Source organism: Sphingomonas horti (assembly GCF_009753715.1).
Lineage (GTDB): Bacteria > Pseudomonadota > Alphaproteobacteria > Sphingomonadales > Sphingomonadaceae > Sphingomonas_B > Sphingomonas_B horti.
The window spans coordinates 304,271-321,021 of record NZ_WQMS01000006.1 but is presented as its reverse complement, the minus strand read 5'-3'; the positions used below and the strand labels follow the sequence as shown (position 1 = coordinate 321,021).

Genomic DNA, 16,751 nt, shown 5'->3' with positions numbered 1-16,751 from the left:
CCCGGGAAACTGGCCAGCCTGTCATCAAACTGTATAGCGCACGCGGCAGGCAGAACAGTGTCGAAGGGAACGGGATTGTTCGATCAGCGCGCCGAAGTCGCGATCGTCGGCGGGGGGTTCAGCGGCACGCTGCTTGCGATCAACCTGCTGCGTCATGACGGCCCGCGCGTCACCCTGATCGAGCGGCGCGAGGATCAGCTCGCTCGCGGCGTCGCCTATGGCTCGGCCCGGCCGGACCATCTGCTGAACGTTCGTGCCGCCGGCATGAGCGCCTTCCCCGACGATCCGCGGCATTTCGAGCGCTGGCTGGGACGCCGTTCGTCCGGCGCCAGCCCGTTCGTGCGGCGCCGTCTCTACGGGCTTTATCTCCGCGAGCTGCTCGCCGAAACGGCGGCGGGCGCGGCGCACCGGCTGCGCGTCGTGCGAGCCGACGTGGCCGACCTGGTCGAAGCGGAGGGGCGGCTGCGGCTGGATATCGCCGGCGCCCCGCCGATCGAGGCGGATGCCGTCGTGCTCGCCACCGGCAGCCTGCCGCCGGCGGTGCCGGACAGGCTCGGCCTCGATGCGTTGGATGGCGACGCCTTCATCGCCGACCCGTGGCGGCCGGCGGGCAAGCCGGTGCCGACCAATGGCCGCACGTTGCTGATCGGCACCGGCCTGACCGCGATCGACGTGCTGCTCGACCTCGACCGTCAGGGAATGGAGGGGCAGGTCGTCGCGATATCCCGGCGCGGGCTGTTGCCCCGCGCGCACGACCTCCACCAGCCCGCCGCGGCAGGCGCCGCCCTGCCGTCCGCGACGCAGCTGTCGCGCCTGACCGGACGGGTGCGGCGACGCGCCCGCGACATTGGGTGGCGCGGCGCGATCGACGAGCTCCGGCCAGTCACCCACCAGCTTTGGTGGCGCGCCGATGACGCCACGCGCCGCCGCTTCCTGCGCCACCTGCGGCCCTATTGGGACGTGCACCGGCACCGCCTCGCCCCGGAGGCGATGCACCGCGTGCGGGTACTCGAACGCGAAGGTCGGTTCCAGGCGCTGGCAGGCCGCCTGCTCGCCATCGAGCGGTCACCCGATGGCCTTGTTGTGCGCTGGCGTCCGCGCGGCACGGACGAACCGCGCGCGATGACGGCCGGTCGCATCGTCAATTGCAGCGGCGTCCATGGCGACCTGCTCCGCTCGGGCGAGGCGCTGCTGGAGGCGCTCGCGCGGCGCGGCGCCATCCGGCCGGACCCGCTCCGGCTCGGAATCGAAACCGATGCGGCCTGCCGCACCGTGGGCGCCGGCGGCAGGGTCAATCGCCGCCTCTATTGCATCGGGCCGATGACGCGCGGCGCCTTCTGGGAAATGACGGCAGTGCCCGACCTGCGACGGCAGGCCTGGATGGTGGCGCGGCGGCTCGCCAACGCGCACTGGGTGGGCGGCGAGGGACTATAGGCATGAGTGCGCGGACACCGGTGCTGATCGGCGGCGGGCAGGTCACCTATCGCGGCCCGCCGCTCGACTCGCCCGAGCTCTCGCCGGCCGGCTTCGCTGCGGAAGCGGCGCGCCGCGCGCTGGCCGATGCCGGCGTGCGGCCGGAGCAGGTCGACCGCATCGCTGCCGTGCGCATGACCGCCGACAACGCCGCGCCCGGCCCTAGCGCATTCCCGCGCGCCGTCGCCCGCCGGATCGGCGCCCGCCCGCGCGAGGCGATCTACGGCCATCTCGGCGGCCAGTCGCCGCAGGCGTTCGTCAACGAATGCGCGGAGGCGCTCCATGCGGGCGCATGCGACATGGCGCTGATCGTCGCGGCCGAAGCGACCGGGCTGGAGCGAGCAGCCCGCCGCGCCGGCATCGCGCTCGACTGGCCGGAGCCGGCGGACGGCGACTGCGACGATCGCGGCCCCGGCGACCTCCGCGTCCATCCGGTCGAGGCGCGGCACGGCCTCTACGTGCCGGTGATCGTCTATTCGCTGATCGAGCATGCATTGCGGGCGCGGCTGGGCCGCTCGCCCGAGGCGCATCTGCGGGCGATGGCGGCGCTGTTCGCCGGCTTCTCGCGCGTTGCCGCCACCAATCCGCACGCCCAGTTCCCCGTCGCACGAAGCGCCGGTTTCCTGGCGACCGAAAGCGCGGAGAATTACCGCGTCAGCGACCCCTATCTGAAATGGCTGGTCGCGCAGGATGCGGTGAATCAGGGCGCGGCGGTGCTGATGACGACCAGCGCCAGGGCCGACGCGCTCGGCATCCCGCAGGACAAGCGCGTTTACCTGCACGGCTATGCCGCGATGGCCGACGTGCCGCTGATCGAGCGGCCGGACATGGGCGCCTCGCGTCCGCTGGCGATCGCCGCGCGCGCCGCGCTCGACATGGCCGGCTGGACCATCGGGCAGGTCGGCCTGGTCGACATCTACAGCTGCTTTCCCTGCGCGGTCTCCGCCGCGTGCGACGCGCTCGGGCTCGCTGCGGAAGACGGGGCCCGGCTGACGGTGACCGGCGGCCTTCCCTATTTCGGCGGCGCGGGCAACGGCTACAGCCTGTTCGCGATCGCCGAGATGATCGCGCGGCTCCGCGCCCGCCCCGGCGCCAAGGGCATGGTCACCGCGAACGGCGGCTTCCTGTCGAAGCAGGCGGTCGGCCTGTACGCGGCCGCCCCGCCCCCGGACTGGCGCCCGGCGCCGACCATCGCCGAGCGGCTCGAACGCGTGCCGGTCGATGCGGCGCCCGGCGGGACCGGCACGATCGAGACCTTCACGATCGCCCATGGCAAGGCGACGCCCCCGCGCGCGATCGTGATCGGCCGCACCGCGTCCGGCGCCCGCTTCGCCGCGAGCGGCGAGGCGGCGGGCTTGCTCGGCTGCGATCCGATCGGCCGCAAGATGCGCATCGAGACGGGCGAAAAGATCAGCGGCTTTACCGTGATCTGATCCGCTCCGAACAAACGCGGCGCCGTTTTCCCGATCCGGGCCAATTTCAGGACATTCCAGGCTTGGAACGAGGTCCCGTCCATGCCAAGGGCATTCGTGATGTTGACGACTCCGCTACCGCTTCATGGCCGACGATAGCGCGATCAACCGATTCATGCGCTCGGCCTTCGGATCAATCTGGTCTCTGGAGCTGCTGCTCTTGCTGCGCAGCAAGCCGGAGCATTGCTGGACGCGCCAGGAACTGAACGAATCCTTGCGGGCGAGCGAACAGGTGCTGACGAAGAGCACGGCGGATCTGGTCGCGGCCGGCCTCGTTTCGGTCGACGCGGAAGGTTGCGCCCAATATGCTCCGTCGTCGCCTGCGCTGCAGGAGACAGTCGACGCTGTGGCGGCATTCTACGCATCGCGCCCGGCGGCGGTGCGGCGGCTGATCGTCGGCGGCACTGCCGACTCGGTCGTCAATTTCGCCGATGCGTTCCGCTTTCGAAGGGACCAGGGGGAATGAACTTCGAAACATGGTTTCCGGGGGCAGTGTACCTGCTCTGTTTCATCACCAGCGCGATCTGCGCCTGGCTGCTGATGCGCAGCTATCTGAAGGTTCGCGGCAACATGCTGTTCTGGAGCGCGCTGTGCTTCGGCCTGCTCGCGCTCAACAACCTGATCGTGATCTTCGACCTGATGATCGTGCCGGTCGATCTCGGCCTGTATCGCCTGGCGGCGTCGCTGCTGGCGATCGCAGTGCTGCTGTTCGGCTTCATCTGGCGGGGAGACGAAGCGTGAATCCAGTGCTGAACGGTTTTATGAGCGGCATGATCACCTGCGGCTTCCTGATCGCGAGCCTGTTCTTCGCCCGTTTCTGGAGCCGAACGCGCGACGGTCTGTTCCTCGCTTTCGCTGCCGCTTTCGGGCTGCTGGGCTTCGGCCAGGCGCTGCTCACCCTGTCCGGCGTGCCGGTCGAGGAGCGCAGCCCGCTCTACCTGATCCGCCTCGCCGCCTTCCTGCTGATCATCGTCGCGATCATCCGCAAGAACGCGAAGGCCTAGCAGAGCCCCGCGCAGCGGCCGATCGCAGCACGCAGTTGGTCGATCGTGAACGGCTTCACCAGCACCTCGACATCGTCCGGGCGGCTGCCGATCGAGTCCGGGTCGGCATAGCCGGTGATCAGCAGCGCGGGCAGCGCCGGCGCGTGCTCGCGCGCCTTTCTCAGCAGCTCGGAGCCGGAGATGGTCGGCATCGCATAGTCGGTGATCAGCAGGTCCCAGTCGCGGTCGCCGCCCTTCAGCCGCTTCACCACGCTGTTGCCGTCGCGGACCGAGCTCACCTTGTGCCCCAGCTCGCTCAGCATCGCCGACGTCATCGCGCGTACGCCTTCATGGTCGTCGACCAGCAGGATGCGCAGGGGCCGCATCGGCTCCCCTGGCGCGCCGTCCCGGGCGACGGCCGCGAGCAGCCCTTCCTGGTCCGGTGCGCGGGGCAGCCAGATGGTCACGGTCGTGCCCTGCCCAACCTCGCTTTCGATCTGGACGCCGCCGCCCGACTGGCGCGCGAAGCCATAGACCATCGACAGGCCAAGGCCGGTCCCCTTGCCGATCGGCTTGGTCGTGAAGAACGGCTCCATCACCTGCTCGATCATCGCCGGCGCGATGCCCTCACCGGTGTCGGAGACGGACAGCGTCACGTACTCGCCCTGCGGCAGCGACAGCGCAGTCGCGTCCGCCGGCCCGCGATTGGCGGCAGTGATGGTGATCGTCCCGCCTTCCGCCATCGCGTCGCGGGCGTTGATGATCAGGTTCATCAGCGCCAGCTCCAGCTGAGTCTCGTCGACAAAGGCGCGCCAGCTCTGGTCCATCCCGTCCCAGCGTGTCTCGACCAGCCCGCCCAGCGTGTGCGCGAGCAGCTCGTTCAGCCGGATCGACAGCTCCTTCAGCGCGACCGGCGCGGGCTGCAGCTTCTGCCGGCGCGCGAAAGCCAGCAGGCGGCGAACCAGCTCGGTGCCCTGCTCGGCCGCGTGGCGCGTCATGCCGAGCACTTTCTTCTGCTCGTCGGCAAGCTGCAGCCGCCGCTCGATCAGGCCGATGCCGCCCAGCACGGCCGCCAGCAGGTTGTTGAAGTCGTGCGCGACGCCGCCGACCAGCTTGCCGATCGCGTCCATCTTGTGCGCCTGGAGCAATTGAGTCTCCAGCGCCTTGCGCTCGGTCACGTCCAGCAGCGTGCCGGCGAACTCGCCCGGCCCGCCGTCCTCGCCGGGCAGCAGCACCGCCTGGTCCAGGAAATGGCGATAGCCGTCGTCGCCGGCCCGCCAGCGATATTCGATCGACAGCCTGCCCGTGGTCTTGCGCTCCTCAAGGCAGGCGAGCACCCGCTCCCGGTCCTCGGGATGCAGCCGATCTTGCCAGATGTGCGGATCGGCCGCGATCTGCTCGATCGTGAAGCCGGTGATCGCCTTCAGGTCCCCGCTGATGAAGGCGGGCCAGCGCGGCGTCCGGTCGAACGGCTCCAGGTACAGCACGATCGGCAGCGAGTTGATGATCGCCGCCTGCCTTTGCTCGGCGATGCGCAGCTCCTGCTCCGCGCGCATCAGCTCGCCGGTGGTCTTCAGATTGGCCTCGAGCAATTCTTCCTGCTCGCGCGCCTTGTGCTGGATCTCGCGGCGCATGCGATAGAGGTCGACGAACACCGCAACCTTGGAGCGGAGCACCACCGGCTCGACCGGCTTGAACACATAGTCGACCGCGCCCATCGAATAGCCGCGGATCAGGTGCTCCGTCTCCTTGTTGACCGCCGACAGGAACACGATCGGCGTCCGCTTCGACTGCTCGCGGCCGCGCACGATCTGGGCGACCTCATAGCCGTCCATGCCGGGCATATAGACGTCGAGCAGGATCACCGCGAACTCGTGCTTCAGCACATGGCGCAGCGCTTCCTCGCCGGACCGAGCCTCGACGATGTCGGCGACGTCCTCCAGCACGGTCCGGATCGCGAGCAGGTTGCGCTCGTCGTCGTCGACGACCAGCACGCGCGCCCGGTCCGGGTCCGATCGTATTGCCCGCATACGCGGCTTGGGGGCCGGGGTCATTTCCATCAGGCGTGCCCGCATGGTCCGCACGATCACTCCGCCGCCGATTGCGTGATCGGCTCGGCGACCAGCCCGGTCCGCGACCGCGAGCGATCGATCCACACGCGCAGCAGCGCCAGCAGCAGGTCGATGTCCACGGGCTTGGCGATATAGTCCGAAGCGCCCGCGTCCAGGCATTTCTGCCGGTCGCCCTTCATCGCCTTCGCGGTGACCGCGACCAGCGGCACGTCGGCCAGCATCGGCCGCTGGCGAATCTGCTGCATCGTCTCATAGCCGTCCATCTCCGGCATCATGATGTCGATCAGCGCGATCGAGATGCCCGGCGTCTCCTCCAGGATGCGGATGCCGTCGCGGCCCCGCTCGGCGTGCATCACTTCCGCGCCGAAGCTTTCCAGCACGCTGGTCAGCGAGAAGATATTGCGGATGTCGTCGTCGACGATCAGGATCTTGGCGCCGGCGAGCTCCGGTACTTCGCGCGCCGGCGCGGTGCCTTCATTGTCGTTGCCGGCTCGCTTGCCGCGGCGCAGCGCCGGAGCGACCGCGCCCGGCAGCGCTTCCAGGCTGTGCACGATCGGCACGTCGCGGACCTCGTTCAGCCGCGCCAGCAAGCTGCCGACCGCCTCGCTCTCCTCGCCCTTGCTGGCGACCAGCAGCGGCGTGCCGAGCGTTGCGAGCGCCGAAAGCTCACGCGCCGCGGCGGCCGTTTCGCCCCCCGCCAGCACGATCAGGTCGAATTGGTCGATTCCGAATTTCTCCTGCGCGCGGGCGAGCGTCGCAGCAGTATCGACCTCGATCAGCGGGTCGGCGACGAGCTGGCCGATCGCCTTGCGGTCATTGGCCTGGCCACCGATCACCAGCACGCGCCGCTCGGCGCGGTGGATATGGGCGTGGATCGAGCGGAACACCTCCGCCAGCTCGGCCCGCTCGGCCGGCTTCTCGGTGATGCTGAACGCGCCCAGCCGCGACACCGCCTGAACGTCCGCGGCGCCGGAGATCACGTGGATCGGCAGATGCCGCGTCTGCGGGTCGTGCTTCAGCAGGTCGAGCAGCACGAAGCCGTCGATGTCGCTCAAGCCCAGGTCCAGCGTGATCGCGTCGGGCTGGAGCTTGCGCGCCAGCGCCAGCGTGCCGGAGCCTGCGGTCGAGACCACGCCTTTCAGCCCCGCGTCACGCGCGATGTCGAGCAGGATCGACGCGAAGGTCACGTCGTCCTCGACGATCAGCACGAACGGGTCGTGGCCCAGATTCTCGCGGTCGTCGACCACGTCGGTGCTGGCCGGCAGCGCCATCGGTACGGCCGCGCCGCTGTTCTCGTACCGCGCCGGCGTGCCCATCGTGCTGCTCGCGACCGCGCCGGTCTCGAGCGGGATGAACAGGGTGAAGGTCGATCCTTCGCCCGGCTTCGAGCGGACCTGCAGCTCGCCGCCCAGCATCCGGGCGATCTCGCGGCTGATCGACAGACCCAGGCCTGTGCCGCCATATTTGCGGCTGGTGGTGCCGTCGGCCTGCTGGAACGCCTCGAAGATCAGCTTCTGCTTGTCCTCGGGGATGCCGATGCCGGTGTCGGTCACCGCAATCGCGATCGCGCCGTCGGCCGCGCGCAGCACCGGATGGTTGGTGCTCCAGCCGCTCTCCACCGCCTTGACCGACAGGGTAACGCCGCCTTGCGCGGTAAATTTGAACGCGTTGGACAGCAGGTTGAGCACGACCTGCTGCAGCCGCTTTTCGTCGGTGCGGATTGCGGACGGCAAAGCCTGGTCGAACACCACGTCGAAGCGCAGCCCCTTGTCGGTCGCGAGCTGGCGGAAGGTCCGCTCCATATGCTGCTTCAACGTCAGCATCGGCATGTCGCCGATCTCGATTGAGACGGTGCCCGATTCGATCTTCGACAGGTCGAGAATGTCGTTGATCAGGCTCAGCAGGTCGGAGCCTGCGGCGTTGATCGTGCGCGCGAACTCCGTCTGCTTCTCGTTGAGATTGCCTTGCGGATTGTCGGCCAGCAGCTTCGAGAGGATCAGCAGCGAGTTGAGCGGCGTGCGCAGCTCGTGGCTCATGTTCGCCAGGAACTCGGACTTGTACTTGGACGTGAGCGCGAGCTGCTCGGCCTTCTCCTCGACCGCGCGGCGCGCCATCTCGATCTCGATATTCTTCGCCTCGACCTGCTTCTTCTCGTTCTCCAGCAGCTGCGCCTTTTCCTGCAGCTCCTCGTTGGTCGCGTGCAGCTCTTCCTGCTTGGTGGTCAGCTCGGTCTGGCGCGCCTGCAGCTCCTGCGTCAGCAACTGCGACTGCTTCAGCAGGCCTTCGGTGCGCATCGTCGCTGCGATCGTGTTCAGCACGATGCCGACCGATTCCATCAGCTGGTCGAGGAAGCTCTGGTGGGTCTCGTTGAACTCGCTGAACGAGGCGAGCTCAATCACCGCCTTCACGTCATCCTCGAACAGCGCCGGCAGCACCGCGACGTTGGCGGGCTTGGCGTGGCCGAGGCCGGAGCCGATGCGGATGAACTCGGGCGGCACCTCCTTCAGCACGATCGGGCGCTTGTCGGCGGCGGCCTGGCCGATCAGCCCTTCGCGGAGGCCGAATTTCTCACGCAGCTCGCGCTTGTTCTCGGCGCCGTAGCTGGCGGCGAGCTCCAGATAGGTCTCCGCCTCGTCGCGCTGGGTGACGTAGAATACGCCATATTGCGCGTTCACCAGCGGCGCCAGCTCCGACATGATCAGGTTCGAAACCGTGGTCAGGTCGCGCTCGCCCTGCAGCATCCGGCTGAACCGCGCCAGGTTGGTCTTCAGCCAGTCCTGCTCGGCATTCTTCAGCGTCTGATCCTTCAGGTTGCGGATCATCTCGTTGATGTTGTCTTTCAGCGAGGCCATCTCGCCCGATGCCTCGACGGCGATCGACCGGGTCAGGTCGCCCTTGGTCACGGCGGTCGCCACGTCGGCGATCGATCGCACCTGGTTGGTCAGGTTTGCGGCCAGCTGGTTCACGTTGTCGGTCAGGTCGCGCCACAGACCGGCGGCGCCCGGCACGCGCGCCTGTCCGCCCAGCCGCCCTTCGATGCCGACCTCGCGGGCCATGTTGGTCACTTGGTCGCCGAAGGTCGACAAAGTCTCGATCATGAAGTTGATCGTCTCGGCGAGCGCGGCGATCTCGCCCTTCGCGTCCAGCGTCAGCTTGCGCTTCAGGTTCCCCTGCGCCACCGCGGTGACGACATCGGCGATGCCGCGCACCTGGTTGGTCAGGTTGTTCGCCATCAGGTTGACGTTGTCGGTCAGGTCCTTCCAGGTGCCGCCGACGCCGGGCACGTTGGCCTGGCCGCCCAATTTGCCGTCGGTGCCGACCTCGCGCGCCACGCGCGTCACTTCGCTGGCGAACCCGTTCAGCTGGTCCACCATCACGTTGATCGTGTCCTTGAGCGCGAGGATCTCGCCCTTCACGTCGACGGTGATCTTCTTGGAAAGATCGCCGCGCGCCACGGCCGTGGTCACGTCGGCAATGTTGCGGACCTGGCCGGTCAGGTTCTCGGCCATCAGGTTGACGTTGTCGGTCAGGTCCTTCCAGGTGCCGGCGACGCCCGGCACCTGCGCCTGCCCGCCCAATTTGCCCTCGGTGCCGACCTCGCGCGCCACGCGCGTCACTTCCGACGCGAACGAGTTCAGCTGGTCCACCATCGTGTTGATGGTGTTCTTCAGCTCCAAGATCTCGCCCTTCACGTCGACGGTGATCTTCTTGGACAGATCGCCCAGCGCCACCGCGGTCGTCACCTCGGCGATGTTGCGGACCTGGCCGGTCAGGTTCGCCGCCATCGCGTTGACGTTGTCGGTCAGGTCCTTCCACGTGCCGCCGACGCCGGGCACCTGCGCCTGCCCGCCCAGCCGGCCTTCGGTGCCGACCTCGCGCGCCACGCGGGTCACTTCGGACGCGAAGGAGTTCAGCTGGTCCACCATCACGTTGATGGTGTCCTTCAGCTCCAGGATCTCGCCCTTCACGTCGACGGTGATCTTCTTCGACAAGTCGCCGCGCGCAACCGCGGTCGTCACGTCGGCGATGTTGCGGACCTGTGCGGTCAGGTTGCCGGCCATCAGGTTCACGCTGTCGGTCAGGTCGGCCCAGGTGCCGGCGACGCCTTCCACCCGCGCCTGACCGCCAAGCTTGCCTTCCGAACCCACTTCGCGCGCCACGCGCGTCACTTCGGATGCGAAGCCGTTCAGCTGGTCCACCATCACGTTGATGGTGTCCTTGAGCGCGAGGATTTCGCCGCGCACCTCGACCGTGATCTTCTTCGACAGGTCGCCGCGCGCCACCGCCGTCGTCACCTCGGCGATGTTGCGGACCTGACCGGTCAGATTGTCGGCCATCAGGTTGACGTTGTCGGTCAGGTCCTTCCAGGTGCCGGCGACGCCCGGCACGTTCGCCTGACCGCCGAGCTTCCCTTCCGTGCCGACCTCGCGCGCCACGCGCGTCACTTCGCTGGCGAAGCCGTTCAACTGGTCCACCATCACGTTGATGGTGTTCTTCAGCTCAAGGATCTCGCCCTTCACGTCGACCGTGATCTTCTTGGACAGATCGCCCAGCGCCACCGCGGTGGTGACCTCGGCGATGTTGCGGACCTGGCCGGTCAGGTTCGCCGCCATCGCGTTGACGTTGTCGGTCAGGTCCTTCCACGTGCCGCCGACGCCGGGCACCTGCGCCTGCCCGCCCAGCCGGCCTTCGGTGCCGACCTCGCGCGCCACGCGGGTCACTTCGGACGCGAAGGAGTTCAGCTGGTCCACCATCACGTTGATGGTGTCCTTCAGCTCCAGGATCTCGCCCTTCACGTCGACGGTGATCTTCTTCGACAAGTCGCCGCGCGCAACCGCGGTCGTCACGTCGGCGATGTTGCGGACCTGTGCGGTCAGGTTGCCGGCCATCAGGTTCACGCTGTCGGTCAGGTCGGCCCAGGTGCCGGCGACGCCTTCCACCCGCGCCTGACCGCCAAGCTTGCCTTCCGAACCCACTTCGCGCGCCACGCGCGTCACTTCGGATGCGAAGCCGTTCAGCTGGTCCACCATCACGTTGATGGTGTCCTTGAGCGCGAGGATTTCGCCGCGCACCTCGACCGTGATCTTCTTCGACAGGTCGCCGCGCGCCACCGCCGTCGTCACCTCGGCGATGTTGCGGACCTGACCGGTCAGATTGTCGGCCATCAGGTTGACGTTGTCGGTCAGGTCCTTCCAGGTGCCGGCGACGCCCGGCACGTTCGCCTGACCGCCGAGCTTCCCTTCCGTGCCGACCTCGCGCGCCACGCGCGTCACTTCGCTGGCGAAGCCGTTCAACTGGTCCACCATCACGTTGATGGTGTTCTTCAGCTCAAGGATCTCGCCCTTCACGTCGACCGTGATCTTCTTGGACAGATCGCCCAGCGCCACCGCGGTGGTGACCTCGGCGATGTTGCGGACCTGGCCGGTCAGGTTGTCGGCCATCAGGTTCACGTTGTCGGTCAGGTCCTTCCAGGTGCCGCCGACGCCGGGCACCTGCGCCTGCCCGCCCAATTTGCCTTCGGTGCCGACCTCGCGCGCCACGCGCGTCACTTCGGATGCGAAGCCGTTCAGCTGGTCCACCATCGTGTTGATGGTGTTCTTCAGCTCGAGGATTTCGCCCTTCACGTCGACGGTGATCTTCTTGGACAAGTCGCCCGAGGCGACGGCGGTCGTCACTTCGGCGATGTTGCGGACCTGGCCGGTCAGGTTGTCGGCCATCAGGTTCACGTTGTCGGTCAGATCGGCCCAGGTCCCGGCGACACCTTCCACCCGCGCCTGGCCGCCCAATTTGCCTTCGGTACCCACTTCGCGCGCAACGCGCGTCACTTCGGAGGCGAACGAGTTCAGCTGGTCCACCATCGTGTTGATGGTGTTCTTCAGCTCCAGGATCTCGCCCTTCACGTCGACGGTGATCTTCTTCGACAGGTCGCCCGAGGCGACGGCGGTCGTCACTTCGGCGATGTTGCGGACCTGCGCGGTCAGGTTCGTCGCCATCGCGTTGACGTTGTCGGTCAGGTCCTTCCAGGTGCCGGCGACGCCCTTCACGTTCGCCTGGCCGCCCAGCTTGCCCTCGGTACCGACCTCGCGCGCCACGCGCGTCACTTCCGCCGTGAACGAGGCGAGCTGCTCGACCATCGTGTTCACGACCTTGCCGATGCGGAGGAATTCGCCGCGGAGCGGCCGCCCGTCGATCTCGACCGCCATTGCCTGCGAAAGGTCGCCTTTGGCCACCGCGCCGATGACGCGGCTGACTTCGGCGGTCGGCTGGACCATGTCGTCGATCAGCTCGTTGACCGCGCGCAGCTTGGTTTCCCAGCCGCCGGTCGCACCGCGCACCCGCGCGCGCTGCGTGATCTTGCCTTCCTTGCCGACCACGGCGGAGAGCCGCTCGAACTCGGCCGTGATATCCTGGTTCATCCCGACCACTTCGTTGAACAAAGTCGCGATCTCGCTGTCGAAATCGGGATCGTCCTCGGGCAGGCGGACGGTAAAATCGCCCCGCCTCAAGCTGCGGAGCGCACTGACGAGCTGACGCCGTTCGGCGAACTCGCGCGGGTTATGTACGTTCAAGGACGGCTCCTGGCTCTTCCCCCCGCCCTTATGATTCGAACTGTTCGGCCCCCCGGCCGGACCTCTTGATAGCAAAGCCTTTTGTTCGATGCGCGTGAAAATTTCCTGAACGCTGTCCCAAAAGCGATCGGCCGGGCACATCATCGGTTCGTCGCATTTTCCGGAACCGTATACGAACTTCGCCGTTGCTCCGCCCCAGGGGTAATCCAGGTTAGGCTGATGCATGACGACGACGTTTCCGTCGGCGAGGTGAAGCGCAGGCAGCAATTGCTGCGGGATCACATCGCCGAGAACGACCGGCTGATCGGGGAGGCAGCGCAGCGAGTCGCCACGTCCCGGGCAATCACGGGCGCGGCCGAGGCTGCGCCCGACGACGACGCCCAGGCGACCTCTCCGGATTCCGCGGCCGCCTAAAGCCGCTCGATCTTCTGCGCCGCCTCGTCGATGATCGAGACTGCCTTGTGCAGCAGGTCCGGCGCCATGTCGTCGCGCGACAGGCGGTGCTGGATCGCGCTGAACAGGTTGGCGGTGGCGCGGCGGATCGGCGCGCGATCGACCCGCGACCGCTCCTCGCCCAGCGCCTCCAGCCGCTCGAACAGCGCCGCCACTTCGTCCGCGCGCTCGGCCAGGTGTTCTCGGCCCGCCTCGGTCGCCGCATATTCCTTGCGCGACCCTTCGGACACCGCCTCGATCAGCCCCATGTCGTCAAGCATGGTGAGCGTCGGGTAGATCACGCCCGCGCTCGGCGCATAGGCGCCGCCGGTGCGCTCCTCGATGTCGCGGATCAGATCATAGCCATGGCGCGGCTGGTCGGCGATCAGCTTCAGCAACACCAGCCGCAGCTCCTCCCCGTCGAACATCCGCCGCCGACGGCCGCCGCCGTGACGGCCGCCCACTTCCCAGCGAAACTCGAACGGCCCGCGCCGCCAGCTGCCGGGCCGCGGCCCGCAGCCGCGCTCGAACGTAAAGAACATATCGACTCGCTCCAGATCAGTTCTGTAGCATCAAGATATATCTTATAAGGGCGGGCCGCAACTTCTCGTCACTTCGGCGAGGGCGGGAATCCCGCTTCTTCCATTCCTCAGCGATACAAGGGCAGCGGAACCCCCGCTTTCGCGGGGGTGACGAAGGGGTTACGGACTGGCTGGTGCCCGACCTCTTCGCTCCCGATCCGGCCGAATCGGCGCCCCTCGCCGACCGGCTCCGCCCGCGCCGGCTCGAGGACGTCGTCGGGCAGGAACATCTCACAGGTCCCGACGGCGCGATTGGCCGCATGGTCGCGGCGGGGCGGCTGTCATCGATGATTCTCTGGGGCCCACCGGGCACCGGAAAGACCACGATCGCGCGCCTGCTCGCCGACGCGGTCGGCCTGCGGTTCGAGGCGATCTCCGCCGTCTTCTCGGGCGTCGCCGATCTGCGCAAGGTGTTCGCGACCGCGCGCGATCATGCCGCCGCCGGCCAGCGCACTTTGCTGTTCGTGGACGAGATCCACCGCTTCAACCGCGCCCAGCAGGACGGCTTCCTGCCTTATGTCGAGGACGGCACCGTCACGCTGGTCGGCGCGACCACCGAAAACCCCAGCTTCGAACTGAACGCGGCGCTCCTCAGCCGCGCGCAGGTGCTGATTCTCCACCGCCTCGACGCCAAGGCGCTGTGCACCTTGCTCGACCGCGCCGAGGAAGCCGAAGGCCGCCCGCTGCCGCTGACGCCCAACGCGCGCGACGCGCTGGTGGCGAGCGCCGACGGCGACGGGCGCTTCCTGCTCAACCAGGCGGAGACCCTGTTCTCGGTCGAGCTCGACGGCCCGCTCGATCCCGCCGGCCTGTCGGCGCTGCTCCATCGCCGCGTCGCCGTCTACGACAAGGACCGCGAAGGTCATTACAACCTGATCTCGGCGCTCCACAAAAGCATCCGCGGATCGGACCCGCAGGCGGCGCTCTACTACCTCGCGCGGATGTTGGTGGCGGGGGAGGAGCCGCTCTACCTGCTCCGCCGGCTCGTCCGCACCGCGGTGGAGGATATCGGCCTCGCCGACCCGCAGGCGCTGGTCCAGTGCCTCGCCGCCAAGGACACCTACGATTTCCTCGGCAGCCCGGAAGGCGAGCTCGCGATCGTGCAGGCGTGCCTGTATCTCGCGATCGCGCCCAAATCGAATGCGGCCTACAAGGCGCAGAAGGCGGCGTGGCGGAGCGCGAAGGACACCGGATCGCTGATGCCGCCGATGAACATCGTCAACGCCCCGACCCGGCTGATGAAGCAGCTCGGCTATGGCAAGGGCTATGCCTACGACCACGATACCGACGAGGGGTTTTCGGGCGGCAATTACTGGCCCGAGGCGATGAAGCCCCAGACCTATTACGAACCGACCGACCGCGGCTTCGAAAAGCGCATCGCGGAGCGGCTGGCCTATTGGGAGGAATTGCGGCGTGGGAAAAAGGGCTGAAGCGTGCTCCGGCGAAAGCCGGAGCCTTGGACGCTGGGCTCCGGCCTTCGCTGGAGCACTGCTGAGCCTCGCCACCCCCGCCCACGCCGCCGAACCGACGACCTATCAGCGCGCGCTCGCAGCGGGCTACAAGGCGGCGTTCCTCTGCTCCGGCATCTTCAACGCCGGCCGCACCCAGGCGCAGGTCGAAGCGCTGGAGCTGACAGGGATCTATGCAGAATATGCTGCGATCGTGCCGACGCTCAGTGCGGGCATTGATTACCGGACGCGCCAGGTGACCGTTGCCTTCGACCCGGCGCTGCCCCCGCGCCGATCCGAATGGCGGCACGGGCGCGGATGTGAGACGCAGCCGATCGGCCAGCTCGAAATGTCGGAAGCCGCGGAGTATCCGGCCGTCAACGTTGCGGGTCCCGACTCCCGACGCTGGCCGGCGGGCGACGGGGGCATAAATCCCTCGACCGGACCAGCAGCATCAGTCGCCGCAGGAGCGTTCGGCCCCGCGTACGGAGAAGAAGCGCGCACCGTCGGCGTCGTCGTTGTTCAGGACGGGCAGATCATCGCCGAACGCTATGCGACCGGCTTCAGCCCCTATACCTCCAACCGAACCTGGTCCGTCGCCAAGAGCATTTCCGGCACGCTGCTGGGCGTTGCCAGCCGCAAGAACCTGCTTCAGGTCCACAGCCCGGCGCCTGTTCGTGAATGGCGCGTTCACCCGTACGACGATCCTCGCCGTTCGATCACGCTCGACAATCTCCTCCGCATGGCGAGCGGATTGCACAGTGACACCGCAGGCAACCGGACCGACGCACTATACATGGGCGCGACGACGGTCACTCAGGAAACAACGCATTGGCCGCTGGAGGCGAAGCCCGGCACCCGCTTCCGCTATGCGAACAACGACATCCTGCTAGCGATCCGCTCGCTTCGCGCCGCGCTGAACGACGATGCGCGTTACCTGGCGTTTCCGCGCACCGAGCTGTTTGACAAGATCGGCATGACGCACACCGTCGCCGAGACCGACTGGCAGGGCAATTTCATCCTGTCGTCACAGGTCTGGTCGACTGCCCGCGATCTGGCGCGGCTGGGGCTGCTGTGGCTGAACGACGGCGTCTGGCAGGGCGAGCGCATCCTGCCCGAAGGCTGGGTCAAATATATGACCACGCCGTCCGGCCCGCAGCCGGAGGAAGGGCCCGGCTATGGCGCGACGATGTGGCTGTTCGGGCCAAAGCAGGGCCTGCCCGAGGGCAGCTACGCCGCCCAGGGCAATCGCGGCCAGTACATCATGGTGATCCCGTCCGAGCGGCTCGTCATCGTCCGGCGCGGCGAGGACCCGGTCGGGGCGCGCTTCGACATTGCCAAATTCTCCGCCGACGTGGCGGCGGCGCTCAGGTGAGGAGCTGGGACGAGGTCGTGGCGTTCGTGCTGGCGCTGCCGGATACGGAGCTGTCGACCAGCTATGGCCGTCCGGCGGTCAAGGTGAACGGCAAGGCGTTCGTCTATCCCGGCCGCGAGGCGGGCAGCTTCGCGATTTCATCGCCGCTCCCCGAAAAGGAGCTGCTGATGGAAACCGACCCGGACACGTTCTGGGAAACCGCCCATTATCGTGGCTGGCCCGCCATCCTGGTCCGCTTCGACAGCGCCGATCGCGAGCGCATCGAAACCGTCATCATTCGCGCCTGGTGGGACCGGCTGAAAAAGCCGCAGCGGGAGGCGTTCGGGGAGCGGCCGTGAAGCCGGTG

General features: G+C 67.7%; 12 protein-coding genes. 9 read left to right on the top strand and 3 right to left on the bottom strand.

From position 1 onward, the window contains the following. Positions 1-75: 75 nt before the first annotated feature. The 5 genes from GON01_RS05180 to GON01_RS05160 all read left to right on the top strand — a co-directional run bounded on the left by GON01_RS05180 (position 76) and on the right by GON01_RS05160 (position 3,949). Positions 76-1,434 (top strand): FAD/NAD(P)-binding protein, encoded by a 1,359-nt coding sequence (locus GON01_RS05180; RefSeq protein ID WP_157026491.1) that lies wholly within the window; start codon positions 76-78, stop codon positions 1,432-1,434. 2 nt (positions 1,435-1,436) lie between these two features. Next, positions 1,437-2,906, top strand: a complete 1,470-nt coding sequence (locus tag GON01_RS05175; RefSeq protein ID WP_157026277.1) for an acetyl-CoA acetyltransferase — start codon at positions 1,437-1,439, stop codon at positions 2,904-2,906. 124 nt (positions 2,907-3,030) lie between these two features. Beyond that, the gene (locus GON01_RS05170) at positions 3,031-3,411 is read left to right on the top strand and encodes a hypothetical protein (RefSeq protein WP_157026276.1); all 381 of its coding nucleotides are present in this window, start codon (positions 3,031-3,033) and stop codon (positions 3,409-3,411) included. Then, complete coding sequence (locus GON01_RS05165) at positions 3,408-3,686, top strand: DUF5985 family protein (protein WP_157026275.1); 279 nt, start codon at positions 3,408-3,410, stop codon at positions 3,684-3,686. Before GON01_RS05170 ends, GON01_RS05165 begins: the two co-directional genes overlap by 4 nt. Next, entirely contained in the window at positions 3,683-3,949 is a 267-nt protein-coding gene (locus GON01_RS05160; RefSeq protein ID WP_309503107.1) for a DUF5985 family protein, read from the top strand. Before GON01_RS05165 ends, GON01_RS05160 begins: the two co-directional genes overlap by 4 nt. Here the strand turns inward: GON01_RS05160 and GON01_RS05155 are convergent. Beyond that, positions 3,946-6,018: a response regulator gene (locus GON01_RS05155; RefSeq protein WP_198159781.1), complete on the bottom strand. Its 2,073-nt coding sequence runs from the start codon at positions 6,016-6,018 to the stop codon at positions 3,946-3,948. The genes GON01_RS05160 and GON01_RS05155 overlap by 4 nt on opposite strands. Continuing rightward, positions 6,015-12,569 (bottom strand): HAMP domain-containing protein, encoded by a 6,555-nt coding sequence (locus tag GON01_RS05150; protein WP_232328663.1) that lies wholly within the window; start codon positions 12,567-12,569, stop codon positions 6,015-6,017. Before GON01_RS05150 ends, GON01_RS05155 begins: the two co-directional genes overlap by 4 nt. A 219-nt stretch (positions 12,570-12,788) precedes the next feature. Here GON01_RS05150 and GON01_RS05145 point away from each other — a divergent pair, with 219 nt between their 5' ends. Further along, positions 12,789-12,983 carry a hypothetical protein gene (locus GON01_RS05145; RefSeq protein ID WP_157026273.1) on the top strand — a complete coding sequence of 65 codons (195 nt, stop codon included), beginning with the start codon at positions 12,789-12,791 and terminating at the stop codon, positions 12,981-12,983. Here the strand turns inward: GON01_RS05145 and GON01_RS05140 are convergent. Continuing rightward, the gene (locus tag GON01_RS05140; RefSeq protein WP_157026272.1) at positions 12,980-13,543 is read right to left on the bottom strand and encodes a PadR family transcriptional regulator; all 564 of its coding nucleotides are present in this window, start codon (positions 13,541-13,543) and stop codon (positions 12,980-12,982) included. The genes GON01_RS05145 and GON01_RS05140 overlap by 4 nt on opposite strands. A 173-nt stretch (positions 13,544-13,716) precedes the next feature. Here GON01_RS05140 and GON01_RS05135 point away from each other — a divergent pair, with 173 nt between their 5' ends. Genes GON01_RS05135 through GON01_RS05125 form a run of 3 tightly spaced genes read left to right on the top strand, consistent with a single transcriptional unit; the run spans position 13,717 to position 16,743 of the window. Then, positions 13,717-15,012 (top strand): replication-associated recombination protein A, encoded by a 1,296-nt coding sequence (locus tag GON01_RS05135; protein ID WP_181599906.1) that lies wholly within the window; start codon positions 13,717-13,719, stop codon positions 15,010-15,012. Then, positions 14,996-16,405 carry a serine hydrolase domain-containing protein gene (locus GON01_RS05130; RefSeq protein WP_181599905.1) on the top strand — a complete coding sequence of 470 codons (1,410 nt, stop codon included), beginning with the start codon at positions 14,996-14,998 and terminating at the stop codon, positions 16,403-16,405. The genes GON01_RS05135 and GON01_RS05130 overlap by 17 nt, the downstream gene beginning before the upstream one ends. Then, positions 16,402-16,743: an MmcQ/YjbR family DNA-binding protein gene (locus GON01_RS05125; RefSeq protein ID WP_181599904.1), complete on the top strand. Its 342-nt coding sequence runs from the start codon at positions 16,402-16,404 to the stop codon at positions 16,741-16,743. The genes GON01_RS05130 and GON01_RS05125 overlap by 4 nt, the downstream gene beginning before the upstream one ends. Positions 16,744-16,751 lie beyond the last annotated feature (8 nt).